25 protein-coding genes and 1 tRNA gene are annotated in these 22,027 nt (G+C 52.7%); 22 read left to right on the forward strand and 4 right to left on the reverse strand.

The features are described 5' to 3' along the window. Nucleotides 1-30: 30 nt before the first annotated feature. Nucleotides 31-630 carry a sigma-70 family RNA polymerase sigma factor gene (locus tag CAFE_RS15650; protein ID WP_228725022.1) on the forward strand — a complete coding sequence of 200 codons (600 nt, stop codon included), beginning with the start codon at nt 31-33 and terminating at the stop codon, nt 628-630. A 93-nt stretch (nt 631-723) separates the two neighbouring features. Then, nucleotides 724-1,008 carry a zinc-ribbon domain containing protein gene (locus CAFE_RS15655; protein ID WP_066643116.1) on the forward strand — a complete coding sequence of 95 codons (285 nt, stop codon included), beginning with the start codon at nt 724-726 and terminating at the stop codon, nt 1,006-1,008. Between the two features lie 36 nt (nt 1,009-1,044). Here CAFE_RS15655 and CAFE_RS15660 read toward each other — a convergent pair whose 3' ends face one another. After that, nucleotides 1,045-1,524 carry an acyl-CoA thioesterase gene (locus CAFE_RS15660; protein WP_156991148.1) on the reverse strand — a complete coding sequence of 160 codons (480 nt, stop codon included), beginning with the start codon at nt 1,522-1,524 and terminating at the stop codon, nt 1,045-1,047. 131 nt (nt 1,525-1,655) lie between these two features. Between CAFE_RS15660 and ispD the strand changes: the two genes are divergently transcribed. The 8 genes from ispD (at nt 1,656) to CAFE_RS15700 (ending at nt 8,031) form a co-directional block, all read left to right on the forward strand. Next, nucleotides 1,656-2,369 carry a 2-C-methyl-D-erythritol 4-phosphate cytidylyltransferase gene (ispD, locus tag CAFE_RS15665; RefSeq protein WP_066643268.1) on the forward strand — a complete coding sequence of 238 codons (714 nt, stop codon included), beginning with the start codon at nt 1,656-1,658 and terminating at the stop codon, nt 2,367-2,369. Further along, complete coding sequence (gene ispF, locus CAFE_RS15670) at nt 2,366-2,857, forward strand: 2-C-methyl-D-erythritol 2,4-cyclodiphosphate synthase (RefSeq protein ID WP_156991149.1); 492 nt, start codon at nt 2,366-2,368, stop codon at nt 2,855-2,857. The genes ispD and ispF overlap by 4 nt, the downstream gene beginning before the upstream one ends. A 64-nt stretch (nt 2,858-2,921) precedes the next feature. Continuing rightward, a complete protein-coding gene (locus CAFE_RS15675; protein ID WP_228725023.1) occupies nt 2,922-3,152 on the forward strand; it encodes a putative Se/S carrier-like protein in 231 nt (76 codons plus the stop codon). Continuing rightward, nucleotides 3,149-4,285 (forward strand): aminotransferase class V-fold PLP-dependent enzyme, encoded by a 1,137-nt coding sequence (locus CAFE_RS15680; RefSeq protein ID WP_066643112.1) that lies wholly within the window; start codon nt 3,149-3,151, stop codon nt 4,283-4,285. The genes CAFE_RS15675 and CAFE_RS15680 overlap by 4 nt, the downstream gene beginning before the upstream one ends. Before the next feature lie 182 nt (nt 4,286-4,467). Then, nucleotides 4,468-5,361, forward strand: coding sequence for a diadenylate cyclase CdaA (gene cdaA / locus CAFE_RS15685; protein WP_066643110.1), 894 nt, complete (start codon nt 4,468-4,470; stop codon nt 5,359-5,361). Next, the gene (locus tag CAFE_RS15690; RefSeq protein WP_066643108.1) at nt 5,358-6,635 is read left to right on the forward strand and encodes a CdaR family protein; all 1,278 of its coding nucleotides are present in this window, start codon (nt 5,358-5,360) and stop codon (nt 6,633-6,635) included. Before cdaA ends, CAFE_RS15690 begins: the two co-directional genes overlap by 4 nt. 25 nt (nt 6,636-6,660) lie before the next feature. Continuing rightward, nucleotides 6,661-6,999 carry a DsrE family protein gene (locus CAFE_RS15695; protein ID WP_083209932.1) on the forward strand — a complete coding sequence of 113 codons (339 nt, stop codon included), beginning with the start codon at nt 6,661-6,663 and terminating at the stop codon, nt 6,997-6,999. 114 nt (nt 7,000-7,113) lie between these two features. Continuing rightward, entirely contained in the window at nt 7,114-8,031 is a 918-nt protein-coding gene (locus CAFE_RS15700; protein WP_156991151.1) for a hypothetical protein, read from the forward strand. 54 nt (nt 8,032-8,085) lie between these two features. On the opposite strand, the gene trmB is transcribed toward CAFE_RS15700, so the two are convergent. Then, on the reverse strand, nt 8,086-8,772 hold the full coding sequence (gene trmB / locus CAFE_RS15705; protein WP_066643260.1) for a tRNA (guanosine(46)-N7)-methyltransferase TrmB: 687 nt from the start codon (nt 8,770-8,772) through the stop codon (nt 8,086-8,088). Nucleotides 8,773-8,777: 5 nt separating this feature from the next. Continuing rightward, complete coding sequence (locus tag CAFE_RS15710; RefSeq protein WP_207708893.1) at nt 8,778-9,254, reverse strand: YbaK/EbsC family protein; 477 nt, start codon at nt 9,252-9,254, stop codon at nt 8,778-8,780. Between the two features lie 244 nt (nt 9,255-9,498). Between CAFE_RS15710 and CAFE_RS15715 the strand changes: the two genes are divergently transcribed. The 8 genes from CAFE_RS15715 (at nt 9,499) to CAFE_RS15750 (ending at nt 16,050) form a co-directional block, all read left to right on the forward strand. After that, nucleotides 9,499-10,548, forward strand: coding sequence for an FAD:protein FMN transferase (locus CAFE_RS15715; protein WP_156991153.1), 1,050 nt, complete (start codon nt 9,499-9,501; stop codon nt 10,546-10,548). Nucleotides 10,549-10,673: 125 nt separating this feature from the next. Next, nucleotides 10,674-12,014, forward strand: a complete 1,341-nt coding sequence (gene rsxC / locus CAFE_RS15720; RefSeq protein ID WP_066643102.1) for an electron transport complex subunit RsxC — start codon at nt 10,674-10,676, stop codon at nt 12,012-12,014. Continuing rightward, complete coding sequence (locus tag CAFE_RS15725; protein ID WP_461950005.1) at nt 12,011-12,970, forward strand: RnfABCDGE type electron transport complex subunit D; 960 nt, start codon at nt 12,011-12,013, stop codon at nt 12,968-12,970. Before rsxC ends, CAFE_RS15725 begins: the two co-directional genes overlap by 4 nt. Further along, on the forward strand, nt 12,954-13,517 hold the full coding sequence (locus tag CAFE_RS15730) for an FMN-binding protein (RefSeq protein ID WP_156991154.1): 564 nt from the start codon (nt 12,954-12,956) through the stop codon (nt 13,515-13,517). Before CAFE_RS15725 ends, CAFE_RS15730 begins: the two co-directional genes overlap by 17 nt. Before the next feature lies 1 nt (nt 13,518). Beyond that, nucleotides 13,519-14,226 (forward strand): electron transport complex subunit RsxE, encoded by a 708-nt coding sequence (gene rsxE, locus CAFE_RS15735; RefSeq protein WP_066643093.1) that lies wholly within the window; start codon nt 13,519-13,521, stop codon nt 14,224-14,226. Next, a complete protein-coding gene (locus tag CAFE_RS15740) occupies nt 14,223-14,834 on the forward strand; it encodes an electron transport complex protein RnfA (protein WP_066643091.1) in 612 nt (203 codons plus the stop codon). The genes rsxE and CAFE_RS15740 overlap by 4 nt, the downstream gene beginning before the upstream one ends. Nucleotides 14,835-14,848: 14 nt before the next feature. Next, complete coding sequence (locus tag CAFE_RS15745) at nt 14,849-15,643, forward strand: RnfABCDGE type electron transport complex subunit B (protein WP_066643088.1); 795 nt, start codon at nt 14,849-14,851, stop codon at nt 15,641-15,643. Between the two features lie 321 nt (nt 15,644-15,964). Continuing rightward, nucleotides 15,965-16,050: transfer RNA gene (locus CAFE_RS15750), tRNA-Leu, on the forward strand. A 154-nt stretch (nt 16,051-16,204) separates the two neighbouring features. Here the strand turns inward: CAFE_RS15750 and CAFE_RS20370 are convergent. Next, nucleotides 16,205-16,336 (reverse strand): DUF4368 domain-containing protein, encoded by a 132-nt coding sequence (locus tag CAFE_RS20370; protein WP_156991155.1) that lies wholly within the window; start codon nt 16,334-16,336, stop codon nt 16,205-16,207. 385 nt (nt 16,337-16,721) lie between these two features. Here CAFE_RS20370 and CAFE_RS15760 point away from each other — a divergent pair, with 385 nt between their 5' ends. The 4 genes from CAFE_RS15760 (at nt 16,722) to CAFE_RS15775 (ending at nt 21,848) form a co-directional block, all read left to right on the forward strand. Further along, the gene (locus CAFE_RS15760) at nt 16,722-17,804 is read left to right on the forward strand and encodes an SGNH/GDSL hydrolase family protein (RefSeq protein ID WP_156991156.1); all 1,083 of its coding nucleotides are present in this window, start codon (nt 16,722-16,724) and stop codon (nt 17,802-17,804) included. 12 nt (nt 17,805-17,816) lie between these two features. Then, the gene (locus tag CAFE_RS15765; protein WP_156991157.1) at nt 17,817-18,947 is read left to right on the forward strand and encodes an SGNH/GDSL hydrolase family protein; all 1,131 of its coding nucleotides are present in this window, start codon (nt 17,817-17,819) and stop codon (nt 18,945-18,947) included. 52 nt (nt 18,948-18,999) lie between these two features. Continuing rightward, nucleotides 19,000-20,721 (forward strand): permease, encoded by a 1,722-nt coding sequence (locus CAFE_RS15770; RefSeq protein ID WP_156991158.1) that lies wholly within the window; start codon nt 19,000-19,002, stop codon nt 20,719-20,721. 128 nt (nt 20,722-20,849) lie between these two features. Continuing rightward, complete coding sequence (locus CAFE_RS15775; protein ID WP_156991159.1) at nt 20,850-21,848, forward strand: LacI family DNA-binding transcriptional regulator; 999 nt, start codon at nt 20,850-20,852, stop codon at nt 21,846-21,848. The last annotated feature ends 179 nt before the right edge of the window (nt 21,849-22,027 follow it).

Raw genomic sequence — 22,027 nt, forward strand, 5'->3', positions numbered from 1 at the left:
TGAAAGTGATGTATCATGAGGTGTTTTGCCTTGGCAGTTCCGAACCGTACGCCGCTAACCGATTTTTCAGACGGCCAGTTGGCCGTTCTTGTTAAGGATGGCGATTCAGACGCCTTTGCCGAACTGACGGCGCGGTATATGTCTCTCATCCGCTATAAATCCGCGCCGTTTCATTCCGCACAGCTGGAAACGGACGACCTGTGCCAGGAGGGCCTGGTTGGCCTTTACAACGCGGCGCGCACCTACAATTCCGCCAACGGAGCCGCGTTTAAGACCTACGCAGGCACTTGCATAGCAAATCGCATGATTATGGCTTACCGCTCTGCGCTGAGCAGAAAAAATGAACCGCTGAGCAATTTTGTGTCGCTCAGCGACGGCGAACATTCCGGTCTGGAACTGCCGGTCGGCGGTTGGGACCCTGAGACTCTGCTTGCCAGCAGCGAAGGCGTGGGCCAGTTGTGGGAAAAAATCAGGTCCGTCCTGTCGGAACGGGAACTCCGTGTGCTGCGCCTCTATTTGAGCGGCTACAGCTATGCCGAAATAGCGGCAAAACTGGCCATAACGGCTAAGGCGGCCGATAATGCTCTGCAGCGCGCCAGAATCAAGCTGAAAAGCCGTTTTAACGGCTGAACGATATGCCCGGGTAGCTTAAGCAGAGCGTTGATTATCAAAGGCGGCGGTTCGAATCCGTCTCAGGGCAATTTATTAAAGCGAGGTAACAACATGTACCAGGACAAAACTCTTATCTGCAAAGACTGCGGCAACGAATTCGTATTCACTGCCGGAGAACAGGAATTCTACGCATCCAAGGGCCTGATGAACGAGCCGCAGAGATGTAAAGCCTGCCGCGACGCCTACAAGAACAGACAAAAACCTGAAAGGACCATGTATACCGCCGTTTGTGCCTCCTGCGGCAAGGAATGCAAAGTTCCGTTTCAGCCGCGCGAAGACCGTCCGGTTTACTGCAGCGACTGCTTTTCCAAGAAAAGAGACCAGAGAAGATACTAAAAAAATGCAGCGGAATATCCGCTGCATTTTTTTATATCAGTAAGATTCCAGCCTGCGCTGCTTTCTCAGATCGCGGCGTTTTTTCCCCGCTTCCCACTCGGCTTCCTCTTCCGGCGTGTCGCAGATCAGCCCGGGCACGGGAGTCGGTCTTCCGTTTTCATCCAGCGCCACCAGCACCAGATATGCGGTGTTGACCAGCTTGCGCTCGCCGGAAAGCTCTTCAACGTAACTGTCCACGCGGACTTCCATGGAGGTCCTGCCGACATAGGTCATCTTTCCGTGAAGGACGACGACGTTGTTCGCATAGACCGGGGATTTAAACTGCAGGCTGTCGATTTCCGCCGTCGTTACGTTTCGCGCGGAATGCCTGCGCGCGACGGCGCCCGCTACAATGTCGATCCAGGAGACGAGTTCGCCGCCGAACAGGCGTTTCTGCGAGTTTAAATGAGAATAAAAAACGGGCTGAATCTGCTCCGTTACCGAGTCCGACACATGTTTCGCATTACATTCGCCCATAGTAACTCCACCATTTCTTTTTTTATATCATATCCTGTTTCAGCTGATTTTTCAACTGCCGGCGTTTTGGTATCCCGCTTGCGGGAGGAAGAAAAAATGCTTATAATAAAATGGATTTGGGGGAATTCAATATGGCTGATCATTCAGCGGAAAAATGCTGCGCGATTATCGCGGCCGCCGGCCGGTCCACCCGAATGGGCGGCGATAGTTCCAAACAGTTTCTTCCGCTTCTGGGCGTGCCCGCCATCGTCAGAACCCTATGGGCGTTTGACCGCGCTTCTGAAGTGGGACGGGTCATTGTCGTTTGCCGCGGAGAGGACCTTGAACAGATGAAAGGCTGCATCGAGCGGTATCGGGTTCAAAAGGTGACCGCGGTTCTGCGGGGCGGCGGCACACGGCAGGAATCCGTTTCCATCGGTGTTCGGGCGGTTCCTGCGGCCGTAGGTTGTGTTGCCGTACACGACGGCGCCAGGCCGCTGATAACGCCGGATGAAATTAACGCATGCGTCGGTGACGCATTCCGGTGCGGCGCTTCCGCACTGGGTACGCCGCTGAAAGACACCGTAAAAAAAATTGATTTGTCGCAATGCGTTCTTTCCACGCCCGCAAGAGAGTGCCTTTGGGCGGTTCAGACGCCGCAGGTGTTTCATCTGGATCTTTATCGGCAGGCGCTTGCAAAAGCTCAGGCGGACGGGAAAGACTATACCGATGACTGTCAGCTGGTGGAGCAAATCGGGATCAGGGTCCATCTTTGCAGGGGCAGCTACGAAAATATCAAGCTGACGACCGAAGAGGACCTTGCGGTTGCGGAAGCAATCCTGAAAAAAAGGGAGGCGGGAATTTGAGAATCGGTCAGGGGTATGACGTCCATAGGATGGTTCAGGGGCGCCGACTGATCCTGGGCGGTGTGGAAATCCCCTGTGAAAAGGGGCTTTTCGGCCATTCCGACGCGGACGTTCTGATCCACGCCGTAATGGACGCGCTGCTCGGCGCGGCGGCGCTCGGGGATATCGGCGCGCTTTTTCCGGACAGCGACCCCGCGTTTCAAAACGCGGACAGCATCCTGCTGCTTCAAAAGGTCTGCGGATTACTGAAAGAAAAAAGATATCACATTGTGAATCTCGATTCCACCGTGATTGCGCAGGCGCCCAGACTGAGCCCCTTCGTTCCGCGGATGAGAGAACGGATCGCCGCCGCCTGTGAAATTTCGGTTGACCGCGTCAGCGTCAAGGCCACCACGGAAGAACGCCTCGGGTTTACCGGGGCGGGAAAGGGAATCGCGGCGCAGGCCGTATGCCTGATTGATTCCGCTGTTCCGAATGAAATGAGATAAAGTCAAATAATCAAACGGCTTTCCACAGCATATTCTGTTAGTAAATAACAGAGGGGTGATTGTTGTGGGCAAGCCGTTAATCATAGTTGGTTCCATCACAAATGCCATCAAAAGCCGCAACATCCTGGCGTGGATGGGGATTCGTTCCTATGTGGAAAGAACGCCCCGCAGCGGACCGAACGGCGGCTGCGGGTACAGCATATACGTTCCGGAGCGCACCGATGAGGCGGAGGATATTCTGATCCGCTACGGGATCAGGGTCGGCGGACGCGCGGAAAGAGGGGACGCATCTTGATCTATCTGGATAACGCGGCCACGACCTATCCAAAGCCGAATTCAGTCCGCAGCGCGACGGCGCTTGCTCTTCGGAAATATGGCGCGAATCCGGGCAGGGCGGGGCACGATATGTCGATTGCCGCCGCCGAAGAAATTTACCGCTGCCGTACGGCGGCGGCGGATTTTTTTCGCGCCCCCGGTCCGGAATGCGTTGCCTTTACGCTGAACTGTACGCACGCGTTAAATTATGTTCTGAAGGGGCTTTTGAAACCCGGCGACCACGCGGTTACCTCCTGCCTGGAACACAACGCGGTATCCCGACCGCTTCACGCCCTGTCAGAAACCGGGGTGGAGGTGTCCGCGGCGCAGGTCTACCCGGGGGATAACGACGCGACGGTGGACTCTTTTCGCCGGGCAATCCGGTCCAATACCCGGCTGATTGTCTGTACGCACGCTTCGAACGTATGGGGAATACGGCTTCCGGTGGAGCGCATCGCGGCGCTTGGCCACGAATACAGAATTCCCATCGCGGTGGATTGTGCTCAGTCCGCCGGCGTGCTTCCCGTCGACATGGCGGACAGCGGGATCGACTACCTTTGTATCGCCGGCCACAAGGGGCTTTACGGCCCGATGGGCACGGGCCTTTTGATCACGGCGAACGGTAGCGGGCTGTCGACGCTGATCGAAGGAGGAACGGGCACGAATTCCGCCCGGGAGGAACAGCCTGACGGCATGCCGGAACGGATGGAGAGCGGCACCCAGAATATGCCGGGCATTGCCGGTTTGCGGGCGGGGATCGAATTTGTCAAAGCACGCGGAGCCGACCGCATTTTTCAGCATGAGATGACTTTGACCCGCCTTTTATACGAGCGTTTGGCGGGGATGAAAAATATCCGCTTGTATACGGATGAACCGACTCCCCGTTATTTTGCCCCCGTGCTGTCGTTCAACGTCGGCGACCTGCCCAGCGAAATCGTTGGGAGAAAGCTGAACGAACACGGAATCGCCGTCCGAACGGGACTTCACTGCGCCCCCGCCGCCCATCGGTTTTTCGGTACTCTGGAGCAGGGCGCGGTCCGCGTATGCCCCTCCGTTTTCACCTTTAGGCAGGAAATTGACCGTCTGGTGCAGGTTTTGGCGACAATCCGTTAAAAATGCGGAAGAAAAGGATTGATTCTAAAATCATATATGATAAAATGAAGACAGGGCCGGAGAATATGGCGCCGGCCCTGTGATTGTTTTGCGCTGAAGGAAAATAGCCGTCGGCGTTTTTCAATAAGTTACGGAAGCGGAGCGCTCCGGCGCTTTGGTTCTTTCAGGAAAGGGTAAATTGTATGGAATTTATCATCGGCCTATGGAATGTTTTTCTTCAGCTGATCCATAATTTCCGGGTTGCCGACGCGCTGGATATTGTCCTTGTAACGTTTATCATCTATAACGCGATCAAACTTGTGCGCGAAACAAGAGCGGGGCAGCTGGTGCGCGGAATCATTGTTCTGATGGTCGTGTGGCTCCTTTCCTATTGGCTCAATCTTTATATGATGCAGAGCATCATCAGTTACCTGTTCCAGTTTGCGTTTATTGCGCTGCTGATTATTTTTCAGCCGGAAATCAGACGGGCCCTGGAGCAAATCGGCCGCAGCGGAATCGGGGCCGGGAAGACCTGGAATTTTGGTTTTGCTTTTGTCTCCGGCGATGCGGAAGCAAAGCTCCAGAAAAGCCGGAAGGCCGTCAACGCCGTCGTTGATGCGGCAGTCCAGATGTCCAGGCAAAAGACGGGCGCTCTGATTGTATTTGAAATCAAAACAAAACTGGGAGATATTATCGACACCGGAACCGTCGTTGAGGCGATTCCCTCCGCCCAGATTATCTGCAATATCTTTTTCAACAAAGCTCCGCTGCATGACGGCGCCATGATTGTCCGCGACGGAATGGTATATGCGGCCGGGTGTATTCTGCCGCTGACCAAAAGCGACAAAGTCAGCGTTGAACTCGGAACGCGTCACCGCGCCGCGATCGGAATGAGCGAAAATTCAGATGCGGTGATCGTTGTTGTCTCGGAGGAAACCGGCCAGATTTCCGTTGTGACAAACGGAACCATTACGCGGAATTATACCAGGGAAACGCTGAACAGCGAGCTTGAGAATCTGGTGCTGTCGGAAACCGCTGAGCCTGATGAGAAAAAGCAGAGCTGGATTTCTTCCTTTCGGAGGACCAAAAAGCAATGAAGATAAAAAAACTCTCACTGAATCATTTGTTTTACAATAATAAATTCGTGCTGTTTTTCTCCCTTGTGATTTCCGTCTTCCTGTGGCTGTTCATTTCATCGGCGGATACGGAGGATCATCCGCGCGCGATTACCAGCGTGCCGATAGAAGTTACGCTGTCCGACGCCGCGCAGGCGGACGGCCTCAAGGTGTTCAGCCCCGTGAATAAAACGGCAACGGTATATATTAAGGGAAATAGCCTGGTGGTCAACCAGGTCAGTGCCGACGACCTCAAGGTGGTCGCCCTTTCGGCTTCCTCCATTACTTCGCCCAATACCTATACGCTCCCTCTGACCGCGCAGAAAACGGAAAAACGGAATCTGACGGATTTCAGCGTTTCGTACGTATCACCGGAACAGGCCATTGTCATTGTGGACCGCTATAAGGAAAAAACGTTCAACATACAAAGCGCGATCAAATATCCGACGGATTACAAGTCGGATCCGGCGTATTTTGTGGGGCAGGAGACGCTCAACAACGATACGGTTACGGTCTCCGGGCCTGAAAAGCAGGTGCAGGAAGTGAACCGGGTTGCCTTTGAATATCAGGTGACGGACACGCTGAGGGAAACAAAGAACTTTACGGCGGATCTTGTGATGTACGACGCAAACGACAACAAGATCACGGACAGCAGTCTGACGCTTAATCCAAAGCAGGTCGAGGTGACCATTCCGGTTCTGCCGAGGGAGGTCCTGCCGCTGGACGCCGTATTCACCAACAAGCCGGCCGGCCTGCTGCTTGGCAGCGGAAAAATAGCAATCGAACCGAAGACGATCGAAGTCGCGGGGCCTGCGGATGTGCTGACAAATCTGTCTGAAGTCAGTCTGGCGCCGATCGATTTTTCAAAGGTAAGTCCAAGCACCAATTCTTTTGACGTGGATGTCAGCCTGCCCGCCACATGCAAAAACCTGAGTAATATTCCGACCGCAAAAGTTACGCTGGACCTGAGCGGCCTTTCCACAAGGAGCATTACCGTGACAAATTTCAACGTGGAAAACCTGAGCTCCGGCAAGTCGGCGGAGGTCAACACAAAAACGCTGAATGTCACGGTTGTCGGGCCGGAGGATGAAATCTCGAAACTGACGGGAAATAATGTTGTTGCAAAAATCAATATGTCCGGGAACGAGAACTTTACCGGTCATACGGAAATGCCCGTGACCTTCAGCATCAGCAGTGCCCCAAGCTCCTGGGTGTACGGAAGTTATATGGTGAACCTCAGCGTCAGCAGCAGTTAAATCAAAACTGAAATGAGGAGAAATCTTGAAAGATCAGTTGTATATTCTCTGGACGAACGCCGATCCGATTACTTCGCAGAAAATGGTTCTCATGTATGCGACCAACAGCATGCTGAATTCCTGGTGGAAGAGCGTAACGGTCATTTTGTGGGGCGCGCCGGCCGGTCTTGCGGCGGAAAATGCCTCCGTACAGGAAAGAATCAAGATCGCGCGGCAGGCGGGCGTCCGGTTTTCCGCCTGCAAGGCCTGCGCGGATCAGCTGAATGTAACGGATCAGCTTTTGAATTTGGGAATTGAGGTTGAGTATTGGGGAGAACGGTTAACTGAAATTTTGAAAGAGGATCAAAAAATTATCACCATCTGACGGCAAAAAGCTTTGGCATGGGAAGAAACATGCCGGAGCTTTTTGTGTTCTCAGGGAATGATCGGAAAAAGGCGCGCATATTTTGTACAGGAACCGAAAAAGGGGGGGATCGGGATGAAAAAGCTTGGCAGCCTGTTTCTGATTTTAATTTTGTGTCTGCCGGCCGCCGGATGCCGAGCCGGGTTCCAGCAGCAGAATTCGTCCGGTCAGTCTGTCGAAACCCGGGAGACAGCCGTCAGGAATCTTGTCACGGAGTTCGGTAAACAGCTGCAGAATGTTTCTCTGACGGCATCAAAGGAAAAGGTTGCCGAGGACATGCAAAAGTATTACGGGGATTACGTTACCCCGTCGCTGCTGGAGGAATGGCAGACCGACCCTTCATCCGCTCCGGGCCGGACCGTCTCAAGCCCGTGGCCGGACAGAATCGCCATTCTCTCCGTTCAGCGCCTGGCTGACGACGCTTACGACGTCACGGGAGAAATCATAGAAGCGACCTCCGCGGATGAATCCGGAGGCCAGCCGGCGGGCAAAAAGGGAATCCGGCTTTCCGTGAGAAACATCGGAGGGCTCTGGCTGATTGACGACGTCACGGTGGATCAGCAGACGCTTTTAGCCGCCGTTGTTTATGAGAACACACAATACGGCTTTACCGTGAGTCTTCCGTCCAGCTGGAAAGGTTATACCGTTCGAACCGAGGATTGGCAGGGGTATTCGCTGGTTCCGGGTCAGGAGGGAAAAATTACGGAAACCGGCCCCGAAATATTTGTCCGACATCCGAAGTGGACCAAGGAAACGCCGCGGCAGGATATTCCGATTTTGATTTTTACCCTTGATCAGTGGAACGCGATCCAGAAGGATCAGTTCCATATCGGTGCGGCGCCCATCGGCCCGAGCGAGCTTGCCCGTAATTCAAAATACGTGTTTGCTCTGCCTGCGCGGTATAATTTTGCATTTTTGCCCGGCTATGAAGAGGTCGATACCCTGATCCGCGGAGGTGCGGTGAAGGCAACTGAAAAGTTTGGCGGCAGCTGAGACTATGGACGCAATGGCGCGAAAAGGGCCGGGCATTCAACGCCCGGTCCTCTCTCATGACGGTTGAGGTTCGCAGTCCGGATCGCTTAACATTCGGGCGGTCAGGGCTTTGATTCGGATTCCCTGCTGCAGAAACATTTTTTCATGCTCTGTTTGGATATTATCCGCCGGCGGATCGGCATAAAGGTCTTTCGTCTGCGTCAGAATTTCAAATCCGCAGGATTCAAGATATTCCTTGGTGTCTTCGTAAAGCTCGTCGTCATCGGTTTTGAAATGCAGTTCGCCGCCGGGAACAAGAAGCTGCCGATAATGGACCAGCTGCCGCGGGTGGGTCAGACGCCGCTTCTTATGCTTCTTGCGCGGCCAGGGATTGCAGAAATGAATATAAATCCTGCTGACCTGATCCTGCGGCCCCATCGCGTTCTGGATCTGTTCGATATTCAGCGCCGTCAGGATCACATTATCCACGGGCCGGCCGGCTTCCCGAAACGCCTGTTCGATGTTTCTGCGCGCGGGCCCCAAAACGGCGTCCTTTAAATCGATTCCGAGATAGTTGATCTGCGGATTCCGGGGGGCGGCGCCGGCCAGAAACAGACCCTTGCCGCAGCCCAGCTCCAGATAAACCGGCTGCCGTCGGGCAAAAAGGCTGTGCCACCGACCCAGATACTGCTCCGGCTTTCGGTAAAAATAAGGGCAGGCATTCAGCTCCGGTGCCGCCCAGTGCTTTGTTCTCATTCTCATGGCGGTTATGCACCTTCCCGTTTTTTACATACGTCCACCCATTGCTTGCTTTTGGACAGATGAAAGAGCTCGTCACAGGAAAGCATCACGCAGGAACTTTCGCTGCCTCCCGCCGGGTATACCGAATCAAAGCGCTTTAAAGAAACATCACAGTAAACCCGGGCGTCCGGCGGGTTGTCGAACGGGCAGACGCCGCCGATCCGGTACCCGGTCAGGGGTTCCACATCTTCCGCATTCAGCATTTTCGCTTTGAAACCGAACTGTGCCTTGAATTTTGCGTTATCTATTTTGGTGTCTCCGGCAGTTACAATTAAGATGCAGCCTGCCTCGCAATATAGAGAAATGGTTTTTGCAATTCTCCCCGGTTCCACCCCAAGCGCATTTGCCGCAAGCTCCACCGTGGCACTGGAAACCTGGAACTCCTGCAGGCGGTCCTGCATGGAAAAACGGGACAAATATTGTTTTACCCTGTCAACCGACATGATTTTCATCCTCCTGTTCTGATCGAGTCAATTATAGCATAAAAAAGAAAAAGTTTGGCAGTCGTTTTATTTCATTTTATAAGAAAAATCCCCCAAATTCCATATGATAAGATGAATTTCGAACTAAATTAACAATAAATGTATAAAAACATGAATAAACCTCGCACACTTTGCTTGTTTTACTGGACTTTCGGTGAAAAGGTGTTATAATTTAACATAGATTTGCTTTTTTAGGGGGAAGCTGATGCTCAATCAAAAAAGAATCATTTTGGCGCTGGCCATTTTGCTTTGCGCGGCAGTTTCCGTCACCGGATATTTTTGGGTAAAAACCAGAAAACCCGCTTCCTACGAAAGTGCCGACTTTGCGATGGGCACGTACATTCAGCAGACCGTATATGGAAAAAACGGCGAAGCTGCGGCAAAATCAGCGCTGAGTAAAATAACAGAGCTGGAAAACCGGATTTCATGGCGGATTGACAGTTCCGATGTTGCACGTCTGAACGCCGCCGCCGGGACCGATTGGATCACCATAGATCCGGAGACCGCTTCCATCCTTGCAGCAAGTCTGGACGTGGCGCAGAAATCGGACGGAGCGTACGACCCGACGATTTTACCGGTATCGTCACTCTGGGATTTCGGCGGAGAAAACCAACATGTTCCGCCAAAGTCGGATCTGCAGAAGTATATCAAATATGTTGATTACCAAAACCTTCGGGTGGATCAAAAAAATTCCAAGGCGTCGCTGAAGCTGCACTATATGGCGATTGACCTGGGCGGAATTGGAAAAGGCGCCGCGTGCGACGACGCGGTTGCCGCTTACCGCAGCGCCGGCGCCGATTACGGAATCATCGCTGTGGGCGGAAGCATCGGGGTATACGGCACTAAGCCGGACGGGTCCGCCTGGCATATCGCAATCCGCGACCCCGCGACAAAGGATGAAAACGCCGATTCCATGGGGCAGATCGACCTGACCTCCGGATTCATCTCCACATCCGGAACCTATGAGAAGACTTTTACCCAAAACGGCGTTACTTATCATCATCTGCTGAATCCGAAAACGGGATATCCGGAGAACAACGGGCTGGTTTCCGTTACGGTGAAAGCGAATAACGGCGCCGTCAGCGACGCGCTTTCGACCGCCTGCTTCGTTCTCGGCCGTGAAAAGGGAGAAAAGCTTCTTTCCGAGTATCACGCGGACGGCGTGTTTATCGATTCCAGCAACAGGGTGTATGTTACCGCCGGGCTGAAAAGCGGTTTTCAGATTACGGGCGGCAAGTACGTCCTCGCGGGCTGATTTTCTGATTCAAGATTCACTTCGGCTCCGGTTCGGGAGAAAAACTCAAGAATCAGCTGCCGTGACTGAATATGTTTTTTCATTATTTCATTAGTGTAGTTTAGTATGTATTGGAGGATTTAAACATGGAATTGACTTTTCCAACAAAGCCATTCAAAACGCATGGCGGTGCGGCAGTTCCTCACAGGAAAAATACCGCACAGATGGAATCTGTCATGCTGCCGCCTCCTGAGCAGGTAGTCTTGCCCATGCAGCAGCACGTAGGTCCGCCCTGCGCTCCAACGGTAAAGGTTGGGGATGCCGTTTTGATTGGACAAAAAATCGCCGACAGTTCCGCGTTTGTCAGCGCGCCGATTCATGCGACTGTTTCCGGTACGGTCAGCGCCATAAAAAAGGTGACGCTGTCCGGGGGTCAGTTCATGGATGCGGTTGTAATTGATTCGGACGGTAAAATGGAGGTTTCGCCCGACGTGAAGCCTCCCGTCATCAACAGCCTTGCAGAGTTTCTCAGCGCGGTGCATGAATCCGGGCTGGTTGGTCTGGGCGGCGCGGGCTTCCCTGCGCATGTCAAGCTGAAGGTGCCGGACGATAAAAACGTGGACACGCTGATTATCAACGTCGCGGAGTGCGAGCCTTACATTACCTCCGACAACCGGTGCGCCGTGGAAGACACCGACGACATTTTTGCCGGAGTCCGCGCCGTCAAGCACTGGCTGGGACTGCATCGCGTGATTCTCGCGGTGGAAGGAAACAAACCGGATGTCATTGCAAAATTCAACTCCTTCCTTGGCGACAGCAAGGAAGAGTCCGACCGGGAAATCAAGGTTCTCGAGCTGCGCTCCAGTTACCCGCAGGGCGCTGAAAAGGTGCTTATCCAGTCCTGTACGGGCCGCCGGGTTCCCATGGGCAAGCTGCCGGCCGATGCGGGCTGCATTGTCATGAACGTCACCTCCTGCGCTCATTTGGGTGAATTTCTGAGAACGGGGATGCCGCTTGTCAGCAAACGTCTGACGATCGACGGTTCCGCCGTCAACGACCCGAAAAATGTGATTGTTCCGATCGGAACAAACATTAAAACGATTATTGATTTCTGCGGCGGTTACAAGGCGACGCCGAAAAAGATCCTGATGGGCGGCCCGATGATGGGCGTTTCCATCGCGAGCGACAATCTGCCCGTCATCAAGCAAAACAATGCGGTCATCTGTCTGGATGAAAAGGAAGCACATAAGCTGGAGCCCTCCGCCTGCATTCGCTGCGGACGCTGTGTTTCCGGCTGCCCGATGCACCTGATGCCGACGCTTCTGGAACAGAACGCGATTGCCAAGCGTGTGGAGCAGCTGAAAGAACTGGACGTTATGGACTGCATGGAGTGCGGCTGCTGCTCGTTCAACTGCCCGGCGGGCCGTCCTCTGGTTCAGGCGATCCGCCTTGGCAAGTCACTGGTTAGAGCGGAGGGGAAGAAATAATGGAAGAGAAATTAGTCGTATCATCCTCGCCTCACATCAGAAGCGGGGCAACCACTCGGAAAATCATGCTGGATGTGATTCTGGCGCTTGTACCGGCCGCCATCGCGGCGGTCATCGTGTTCGGGCCCCGTACCCTGCTGATCATCGGCGTTACCATCGCTTCCTGCGTACTCAGCGAATACATATGCCGCAGAGTGATGAAACGGGAGAACACCATTGGCGATTTAAGCGCGGTTGTAACCGGCCTTCTTCTCGCTTTTAACCTGCCCGTTTCCATTAATCCCCTCATGGCCGCTTTCGGCGGAATGGTCGCGATTGTCGTAATTAAGCAGATGTTCGGCGGCATCGGGCAGAATTTTGTCAACCCGGCGCTGACGGCCCGTATCATCATGCTGAACTCCTTCCCGACGCAGATGACAACCTGGGTTCAGCCTCATTCCTATCTTGGCGATGCGGTGACCACCGCTTCGCCGCTCGGCCTCTTAAAAGAGGGCGGATCTCTGGACCAGATGCCCAGTCTGATGAGCATGTTCGTCGGCAACACCGCGGGCTGCATCGGTGAAACCTGCGCGCTGGCATTGATCCTCGGCGGAATTTACCTTGTGGTCCGCAAGGTCATTTCCCCGGTGATTCCGCTGTGCTACATCGGTACCGCGGCGGTTCTTTCCGCGGTGATGGGCCGGAACGTGATGATCGACCTGCTTTCCGGCGGCCTGATGCTCGGCGCAATTTTCATGGCGACCGACTATGCAACCTCCCCGATCACGGTCAAGGGACAGGTCATATTTGCGATCGGATGCGGCGTGATCACGATGCTGATCCGCAATTTCGGCAGCCTTCCGGAAGGTGTTTCCTACTCCATTGTTCTGATGAATATTATTGTGCCGCTGATTGACTCCGCAACGCGTCCTGTGGCATTCGGAAAGGAGCCTGTAAAAGATGAAGTTCAGCGCTAAAGAGGTTCTGAAACCGACTTTGGTCCTTGTGCTGATCTGCCTTGTCATGACAGCTTTTCTGGCGGGCACGAATCTGCTGACAAAGGACGCCATTGTTGCGCAGAAGGCAAAAGTGGCGGAAGAGTCCCGCATGGTTGCTTTGCCCACGGCCGACTCTTTTGACAAGTCCACGAAAAGCGATATCTGCTATGTCGGCAAAAAGGGAAGCGATATCGCAGGGTTTGTCTTTACCACCGAAGCCGGCAGCTACGGCGGAAAGATTCAGGTCATGACCGGTATCGACAAAGACGGAAAGGTGACGGGCGTCATTCTTCTGAGCACAAACGACACGCCCGGTCTCGGACTGAATGCGAAGAAAGAATCCTTCCGTAAACAGTATCAACAAAAAGCTCCGGACAACGGATTTGAAGTTGTCAAGGGAGACGGCGCAAAGGAAGGGCAAGGGCAGATCAACGCCATGACAGGTGCTACGATTTCGAGTAAAGCCGTCACAACCGCCGTCAATGAAGCGATCAAGGAATATCAGAAAGTTAAGGGTGGTGAGTGAGATGGCTAAAAACAGTCTGGCACGTGAGTTTACAAAAGGTATTATCAAGGAAAACCCCGTTCTGCGGCTTGTATTGGGCTGCTGCGCGACCTTGGCCGTTACAACCGCCGCAAGCAACGCAATCGGGATGGGGCTTGCCACAACCTTTGTTCTGGTTTGTTCCAATGCGGTTATTTCCCTGCTGCGCAATGTGATTCCGGATAAGGTCCGCATTCCAAGCTACATTGTTGTCATCGCGGGTTTCGTGACGATTGTGCAGATGCTGGTGGAGGCTTTTTCGCCTGCGCTGAGCGATGCTCTCGGCATTTATCTTCCGCTGATTGTCGTTAACTGCATTATTTTCGGCCGTGCGGAAATGTTCGCAAGCAAAAATAAAGTTCTGCCGTCCATTTTCGACGGACTCGGCATGGGAATCGGTTTTACCGCAACCCTTCTTGCGATGGGAATTATCCGCGAGTTATTTGGCAGCGGCTCCGTCTTCGGCGTATCCATCCTCTCCGGCTTCATGCCGCCGATCATCGTTTTCCTGCTCCCTCCGGGGGGATTCTTTGTCTTCGGTATCCTGATCGCGATCGCGAACAGGCTTTCCGGTGAAGGCAAAAAAGTGGAAGAGATCGGCTGCGGCGGTTTTACCGGCTGCGCGGGATGCGCGCTCTCGTCAAATTGCTCCCTTATCGACAGTAAAGACAAGGAGGCCGAAACGAAATGATTAAATCGCTTTTCGCCATCATTCTGACGGCTATTCTGACAGAAAATTACATCCTGGATAAATTCCTTGGTATCTGCCCGTTTTTGGGCGTTTCCAAAAACCGCAGCAGCGCGACCGGCATGAGCATTGCAGTTACCGTCGTTATGGTGATTGCAACCGCGGTAACATGGCCGATTTATTACGGAATTCTGGTTCCGAAGGATCTTGCTTATCTGGAAACGATCGTTTTCATTCTGGTGATTGCGGTGCTGGTCCAGTTGATTGAAATCATCCTGAGAAAATACATTCCGTCCTTGTACAATGCGCTGGGTGTTTACCTGCCGCTGATTACGACGAATTGTGCGGTGCTTGGCGTAACCATGCTGGTGCTCGACAAACATACGGCGGATCCGTCCGCATACGGTTACCTGCAGGCACTGGTCAATGCGTTCGGCGCCGGTATCGGTTTCCTTGTTGCTCTGGTGATGTTCTCCGGCGTACGTGAAAGAATGGAACTGAACGATGTGCCGAAATTTATGAAGGGTCTGCCGATTACTCTGGTTGCCGCGTCTCTGGTATCCCTGTCGTTTCTCGGGTTCTCAGGCCTTGTCAACGGCATGCTGGGTTAAGGAGATGATATAAAATGAACGATATTTTGATTCCAATCTTGATTTTGGTTGTAATCGGTCTTCTGTCCGGCTTAATCCTGGCGGTTGCGTCCATCGTGATGGCCGTTCCGAAGGATCAGAAGACGGAGGACATCCGCGCGATGCTTCCGGGCGCAAACTGCGGCGCCTGCGGCTATTCCGGCTGCGACGGCTATGCGAAAGCCCTGGCGACAGGGGAGGCCCAGCCCGGGCTTTGCACGGTTGGCGGCAGTGATGTTTCCAATTCCATTGCGGCTTATCTTGGAGTTGCGGCGACTTCTGTGGAGCCGCACATGTCGGTTGTCCGCTGCCTTGGCAGCCATGACAATACGACGGACCGCGTTGAGTACGAAGGTATCACGAGCTGTGCTGCGGCCGTTGCGGTCGCGGGTGGGCCGACCAGCTGTACCTTTGGCTGCATCGGCTTGGGGGACTGCGTAAACGCCTGTAACTATAACGCGCTCAGCGTACGCAACGGTGTGGCAATGGTGGAACCGAAGAACTGCGTTGCCTGCGGACTGTGCCTGAAAGCATGCCCGCGGAATCTGCTGACGCTAACTCCGGTTAAAAAGCAGGCCATTGTTTTGTGCAGCAACTGTGACAAAGGCAACCTTGTCAATAAAGTCTGCAAGGTTGGCTGCATTGGCTGCATGCGCTGTGAAAAAACATGCAAATACGACGCGATCCACGTAAAGAATTTCCTGGCGACCGTTGATCCCGAGAAATGCGTGGGATGCGGCGAATGCGTCGATATTTGCCCAAGGCACATTATCGGTCTTTACAACGCTTAAGACTGTTTTTACAGAACCGGAATATCCATTGCGGATATTCCGGTTTTTTCTGATAACAGCCTTGATTTCTTGATGAATTTATTATATAATATGCAAAGTTGTCATTGAAGAAAAGTGAATAGCCTGCGTGTTGGAATTGGCAGACGAGACAGACTCAAAATCTGTTGTCCCTATTCTTTCCGGAAGTAGATTGATACGCTACGAACCCGCATGGTTCCTGATTTTCTAAAAAGTGAATAAACCATCTTGCTTTCAACATCCCTTACTTTCATCCCTTAATTATCTGAGGGCTGGAATTTAAAGAGATTTGAAAATAGATTTGCCGGTGTGATGGAATTGGCAGACGTGCGGCACTCAAAATGCCGTGTCCTTTGGACGTGTCGGTTCGAATCCGACCACCGGCACCATACTGAGTGTTCTTATAGCATTTGAAAATGTTGTAAGAGCACTCGCTTTTTTATATGTTTATCCTGCCATCTGCGCTTGGGAGTAGCTTACGGCTACTCCTTTTCTTGTTTGTATCAAAACGTCCGGTTCCGGCAGAGATGAAACATCCGGTATTTAAATGGAGCCGATACAATTATAATGAATGGTCAGCTTTTGGACGTATATGCCGTTCACCTTTTCGGCCTGATGGACTTCAATGTGATCGATCAGCTCATTCAGCAGCGTAAGCTTTCTGGCCTGGTACAAAAACCATGAGTTTTGCCAACGTAATTCTTCAGAAAGCTCTCCGAACTTGCTGGTCTGGAGAGCTTTCCTATGTTTCCTTAAAGGCTATCTGACCGCAAATTCAAGTCTCGATAATCATGGCCAATTCTTTATAGACGCTAGATTTGGTCATCATTCTAAAACGTCACAAATTAACATTTGACGCTCCATGATGCATATTACCCTGATTTTGTTTGACTTTGAAATCAAAACCCAGTATAATATAAACAAAATTTACTTAAATATTAATTAATTTAGCTTATAGATTAGAGTAACAGAGAGAGCTCGCTGATTCCGACCTAAACTGACCGGCTTAGGCGTCCACTCTGTGCACGGCGGTCAAGAGCTAACCCATTGGGGGAAACATATGGAGTTCAATGCTTTTTTGTCACCGGGGGAACGCCTGATTCGATCGGATGATCCAGCTTTTCAGTATACAGGAAGAATTGATTTCGACGATCCTGCAGCGCCCGTTTTCGTCTATCCCTATTCGTCTGTGAAAATGCGGTTTTCCGGCCCTTCTTTGAAGGTGCTTCTGAACAACCGGCACGCTTATTGGAATAACTATCTCGGTTTCGTCATCGACGGAGAGCAGAAGAAAATACAGATTTCGGAGGGAACCGGTGTGCAGTGCCTTACGTTGGCGGAGAATCTGGAGAATCGAGAACACGAGCTGTTTTTTTTCAAGCGTCAGGATTCTTGTCACGAGATCCTGCTCTACGGCTTTGTTGTGGAAAAAAATGCGAAGGTTTTCCCTCCGGAGAAAAGAACCGGCAGGAAGATGGAGGTTTTCGGAGATTCGGTCTCAGCGGGAGAGGTTTCGGAGGCTGTGGAGTATGTGGGAAAGCCGGACCCAGAGCACAATGGGGAATACTCGAATTCCTATTATTCCTACGATGCCATCGCATCACGAAAGCTGGGCGCGGAGCTTCACAACATCTCTCAAGGGGGGATTGCGCTGCTGAGCGGAACGGGTTGGTTCCGCCTGCCTGACACCCTTGGCATTGAGGAAACCTGGGACAAAATCGAGTACAACCCGGATATCGGCCCCTCGAAGCCCTGGGATTTTTCCCGCTATACCCCACAGGTCGTGCTGGTGGCAATTGGGCAGAACGACAACCACCCGGACGACTATATGAAAGAGGACGAGTCCTCGGATCGATCGGAAAAGTGGCGCATGCATTACGAGATGTTCGTTCGGAACATCCGCAGAACCTACCCCTCCGCACTCATAGTTCTGGCGACAACGATTCTGGAACACGACGAAGGTTGGGATCGATCCATCGAACGGGTCAAAAAGCGCCTGAACGACCCGAAGGTTGTACATTTCCTGTATTCGAATAATGGACGCGGCACGCCGGGGCACATCCGCATCCCCGAGGCAGAGCGAATGGCCGAAGAACTTTGCACCTTCCTCGAGTCCTTCGGAGAACGGATCTGGCAGAGATAAGGAGAGAATGGTATGACTCAATCGGAATATCGGATGTTTGCAGAACAAAGCATCGTGAACCGCGGCAATAGAAGCAGAATTCAGGGTTGCATGAGAAGGGCGCTGGCGGGATGCCCAATCACCATTGGCTTCCTCGGCGGCTCAATTACACAGGGGAGCCTTTCCTCCTCTTCGGAGACTTGCTATGCCTACCTAGTGTTTGAATGGTGGAAGAAGAAGTTCCCGGCATCCAGGATGACCTATGTCAACGCCGGGGTCGGCGGGACGACCTCTCAGTTCGGCGTCGCCCGCGTCAAACAGGACCTTCTCGCGAAGAATCCAGACTTTTCCATCGTCGAATTCAGTGTGAATGACGATCCCACTGACTTTTTTGAGGAGACCTACGAGGGGCTTCTCCGCACCATTCTGAAGAGTTCAGGGACGTCCGTTCTAATTTTACATAACGTTCGCTATGACACTGGTGTGAGCGCGGAAAAGCGCCATCTGAAGGTCGGACGGGCGTACGGCCTTCCCTGCGTCAGTATGGAGCCAAGTCTATATCGTGCCGTACGGGAAGGCTTTACAACTGTCCCGGAGATTTCTCCTGACGGCCTGCATCCGAACGATCTCGGACACCGGCTGATCGCAGACAGCGTGATTTACTGCTTAGAGGAAATCTATGAGCATCTTTCGGAGCCGGAGCCGGAGCCGGAGCCGCAGGCCCTGCCGCGGCCTCTTACGAGAAATCGCTATGAGCAGTCGATTCGTCTGCAGAGTTATAACAGTGAGCCGAAAGGAAGCGGCTTTGTCAAAGACCTGAGTCCGCAGAAGGCGGTTTCGAAATTTTTTAAAAACGGGTGGACCTCCGCACAGCAAGGCGCTTCCCTAACCTTTTCCTTCGAAGGCACCGGTATCGCGGTGCAGTATCGGAAGAGTGTGGCTCATCCCGCGCCTGTGGCGCTGGCGGTGGTGGATGGCGACGAGGAGCACGCCGTCAGACTTGACGCCAATTTTGAGGAAGCCTGGGGCGACTGCCTTTTCCTTTCAACGGTGGCGAAGAATTTGCTGGATGGGGAACACCACTTGGAGGTTCGTCTAATTGAGGTGCCGGAACACCCCGCAGCGGAATTCTATCTGGTTTCCGTGATTGTCTCGAAAGGATAATAAAATTCGTTAGTCCGACTGCAGAGTTGGTTAAGAGAGAAAAGGAGAAGGCATGAAACATTATCGGCATTTTAAAGCTGCCATATACTGCCGGGCAGGCGACCTGGCTGCGGTGGCGGAGCAGAGGGATTTTCCGGAGCGCTTCGACTGGCTGACCCGTCACGTTTCGATCGGCAAGGTCTATCTTGAGACCTATCGGAGCGGGTTCCTCCTTCCCATGGGGGAGATGAAGCGATGGATCACATTTTTTCAGGAGCGCGGCATTGAGACAGCGGGTGGCATAACGACTGACGCTGAGAATAAAGGCGACGGAGGATTCCATCCACTTTGCTACACCAGCAGGGCGACGAAAGAACTGCTGATTCGGGTTGTGCAGGAAACTGCGTCCTGGTTCGACGAGATCATTCTGGATGACTTTTATTTCACCAACTGCAAATGCCCGGACTGCATCAAAGCGAAGAGAGACCGCTCGTGGTCGGAGTTCCGCACCGCCCTGATGCTGGATTTCTCAAAAAACGTCCTGATTCCGGCGGCAAAGAAGGTTAACCCGAACGTCAAAATGGTCATCAAATTCCCGAACTGGTATGATCATTTCGCGGACTGCGGTTACGACCTCGTGGGGGAGCCGCAGGTTTTCGACGGGGTCTACACTGGGACAGAGACTCGTTCGCCTGCGTGGACGCAGCAGCACCTGCCGAAATACCTGAGTTATTTCCATCTGCGTCGCATGGAACGGCTTGTGCCCGGCCGCAATGGCGGCGGGTGGTTCGACCCGTACGAATCCACGGGCAATCTGACGGAATATGCCGATCAAGGCTATCTGACGCTTTATGCCGGTGCGAAAGAAGTGACTCTTTTCTGCCTCGGAACCTTGCTGGAAGCTTCGTATTCTCTCAGTGCCTCCGTTGCGGGACAGGTGTTTGAGGAGACGGATGCCCTACTCGACGGGCTGGGTGAGCCGATAGGTGCAGCCTGCTACTTTTCCGCGGGTAGCAGGGGAGAGGACTACTTGCCCGATTTCATCGGGATGCTTGGCATTCCGCTCGAACCGGAGGTCGAATATCCCGAAGCGGCGAAAACGGTGTTCCTCACCGCAGGGGCGGCAGCCGATTCCAGCGTGCTTGCCAAAGTGCAGAAGAGTCTGATGGACGGAGCGGATGTAATCGTGACCTCTGGCTTCCTGCAAGCCTCCGGTGCCAAGTTCCAGCAGGAGCTAGCAAACGTGTTCCTCACAGGGAAAAAGGTTTTGGTCCGGCGGTATTGTCTCTCGACAGACGGAGGGCTTTCCTTCGGCCTTTCCGCGGAAGGGGCGCAGACCGTCCTGATCCCGCAGTTGGAGTTTCAGACCAACGATATGTGGTCGCTTGCGAATGGCATGGACGGCGACAGCAACTTTCCCATTCTGCTGAAAACCTCCTATGGAAGGGGGAATCTCTACTTTCTGGCGGTTCCCGATAACATGGAGGGACTTTATCATTTTCCCACCCGAGTTTTGAATGCTGTCCGTGCTGTGTTTTGCAAGAATTTGCCCGCTCGATTGGAAGGGCCTGCAAAGGTGGCTCTGTTCTTGTACGGGAACAACCGACTGATCGTTCGGTCATTTGCACTTTGCTCCGAGGAGGTCACCGTAGTTTTAAAGGGTGGCACGGTGTTAGAAGAAATCACGACTGGGAAACTTTTGCATTCTTCCCTGGAGAACGGTGAAAACGCGGTGCATTTTCAGGCGTTGCCTGGAGTCAGCCGGCATTTCCGGATTATAATGGATAGAGAGTAAGAAATTTTGATAATTTCCCTACGGGTAAACTTAACGATTGACTTTTAACAGCCGATTTTTTATACTTAATTAAGGTTATTAAGAAGGTTGTTAGCTAATTGATAAATTGCTTGATTGGATGATGAGTTATGCCCAAAACAATTCGTATGGCTGATATTGCCGCCCGCATGGGCGTGAGCACTGTTACGGTTTCCAAAGCCCTTTCGGGCAAGGATGGCGTCAGTGACGAAATCCGCGAAAAAATCAAACTCCTTGCGGATGAAATGGGGTACCACTACGGGACTTCGACCAAAAAGGGGCCAAAGGACACCGGTAATATCGGCATCCTGATTCCCTATGGGTTTGTAGAAAAGACCAAATCTTTTTATTGGGATATGTATGAGCACGTCGTAAACCGCCTCTCCACAAACGGATACTTCGGCATTTTGGAGATGGTCCGTCGGGAGGATGAATTGCAGGTTGCAAAACCTCGCGTGCTGCAGGATGGGAAGATTGATGGCATCATTCTGATTGGGCAGGCTGAGCCGCCCTATCTGAAGATGCTGCAGAATTCCGAACTCCCGGTGATGTTCCTCGACTTTTACGACGCGGCGAGCGGCCAGAACTGCGTGATCTCCGACGGTTACTACGGGATGTACACTGTGACAAACTATCTGATCTCCATGGGACACAGGGAGATTCACTTCATCGGCTCCATTCACTCAACCAGCAGCATCAGCGACCGCTACTTTGGCTATTGCCGTGCCATGATGGAGCATAGCATCCCGGTGACGGAGGAGATGGTGGTTCCGGACCGCGGCGAGGATGGCGTGATGTCCATCCATTTGCCAGAAAAATTGCCGACAGCTTATGTTTGCAACTGCGACATGGTCGCCGGGAACGTCATCAATCAGCTTAAGAAGCGTGGAATCTGTGTGCCGGAGGACATCTCGGTCGTTGGATTCGATGACTTTATGTTTCCCGGGCTTGTCCAGCAGGATGTCACAACCTATGCCGTTGACATGGAAGGTATGGCACGATCTTGTGTGGAGAGCCTTTTGCGAAAAGTACGCAATTCCAATTACATTCCGAATTTAAAGATCGTAAGTGGTCGCTTGGTCATTCGCAGCAGCGTGCGACGCATTTGACACGTGAAAAAAGGGGGTGTTGCAAAATGAAAATTTTGCAACACCCCCGTTCATGTTGAAAAGTGATCTAAATACGAAGCTTTTGTTGAAAACTTTGCGAGACAAATCGTCGAAATAGGAATAGCAATGCTAAGCTCCGCCGTAAAGCGAAGCTGAAAAATCAATCATTTTCTGTTTTT

The sequence above is a fragment of the Caproicibacter fermentans genome, from assembly GCF_009746625.1.
GTDB classification, from domain to species: Bacteria; Bacillota; Clostridia; order Oscillospirales; family Acutalibacteraceae; genus Caproicibacter; species Caproicibacter fermentans.

Bases quoted from the DNA above. Each gene is read 5' to 3' on its own strand.
- CAFE_RS15655 (WP_066643116.1), top strand. From the start codon at position 724: ATGTACCAGGACAAAACTCTTATCTGCAAAGACTGCGGCAACGAATTC.
- CAFE_RS15660 (WP_156991148.1), bottom strand. From the start codon at position 1,524: ATGGGCGAATGTAATGCGAAACATGTGTCGGACTCGGTAACGGAGCAG.
- ispD (WP_066643268.1), top strand. From the start codon at position 1,656: ATGGCTGATCATTCAGCGGAAAAATGCTGCGCGATTATCGCGGCCGCC.
- cdaA (WP_066643110.1), top strand. From the start codon at position 4,468: ATGGAATTTATCATCGGCCTATGGAATGTTTTTCTTCAGCTGATCCAT.
- CAFE_RS15690 (WP_066643108.1), top strand. From the start codon at position 5,358: ATGAAGATAAAAAAACTCTCACTGAATCATTTGTTTTACAATAATAAA.
- CAFE_RS15700 (WP_156991151.1), top strand. From the start codon at position 7,114: ATGAAAAAGCTTGGCAGCCTGTTTCTGATTTTAATTTTGTGTCTGCCG.
- trmB (WP_066643260.1), bottom strand. From the start codon at position 8,772: ATGAGAATGAGAACAAAGCACTGGGCGGCACCGGAGCTGAATGCCTGC.
- CAFE_RS15710 (WP_207708893.1), bottom strand. From the start codon at position 9,254: ATGTCGGTTGACAGGGTAAAACAATATTTGTCCCGTTTTTCCATGCAG.
- CAFE_RS15715 (WP_156991153.1), top strand. From the start codon at position 9,499: ATGCTCAATCAAAAAAGAATCATTTTGGCGCTGGCCATTTTGCTTTGC.
- rsxC (WP_066643102.1), top strand. From the start codon at position 10,674: ATGGAATTGACTTTTCCAACAAAGCCATTCAAAACGCATGGCGGTGCG.
- CAFE_RS15730 (WP_156991154.1), top strand. From the start codon at position 12,954: ATGAAGTTCAGCGCTAAAGAGGTTCTGAAACCGACTTTGGTCCTTGTG.
- rsxE (WP_066643093.1), top strand. From the start codon at position 13,519: ATGGCTAAAAACAGTCTGGCACGTGAGTTTACAAAAGGTATTATCAAG.
- CAFE_RS15740 (WP_066643091.1), top strand. From the start codon at position 14,223: ATGATTAAATCGCTTTTCGCCATCATTCTGACGGCTATTCTGACAGAA.
- CAFE_RS15745 (WP_066643088.1), top strand. From the start codon at position 14,849: ATGAACGATATTTTGATTCCAATCTTGATTTTGGTTGTAATCGGTCTT.
- CAFE_RS15760 (WP_156991156.1), top strand. From the start codon at position 16,722: ATGGAGTTCAATGCTTTTTTGTCACCGGGGGAACGCCTGATTCGATCG.
- CAFE_RS15765 (WP_156991157.1), top strand. From the start codon at position 17,817: ATGACTCAATCGGAATATCGGATGTTTGCAGAACAAAGCATCGTGAAC.
- CAFE_RS15770 (WP_156991158.1), top strand. From the start codon at position 19,000: ATGAAACATTATCGGCATTTTAAAGCTGCCATATACTGCCGGGCAGGC.
- CAFE_RS15775 (WP_156991159.1), top strand. From the start codon at position 20,850: ATGCCCAAAACAATTCGTATGGCTGATATTGCCGCCCGCATGGGCGTG.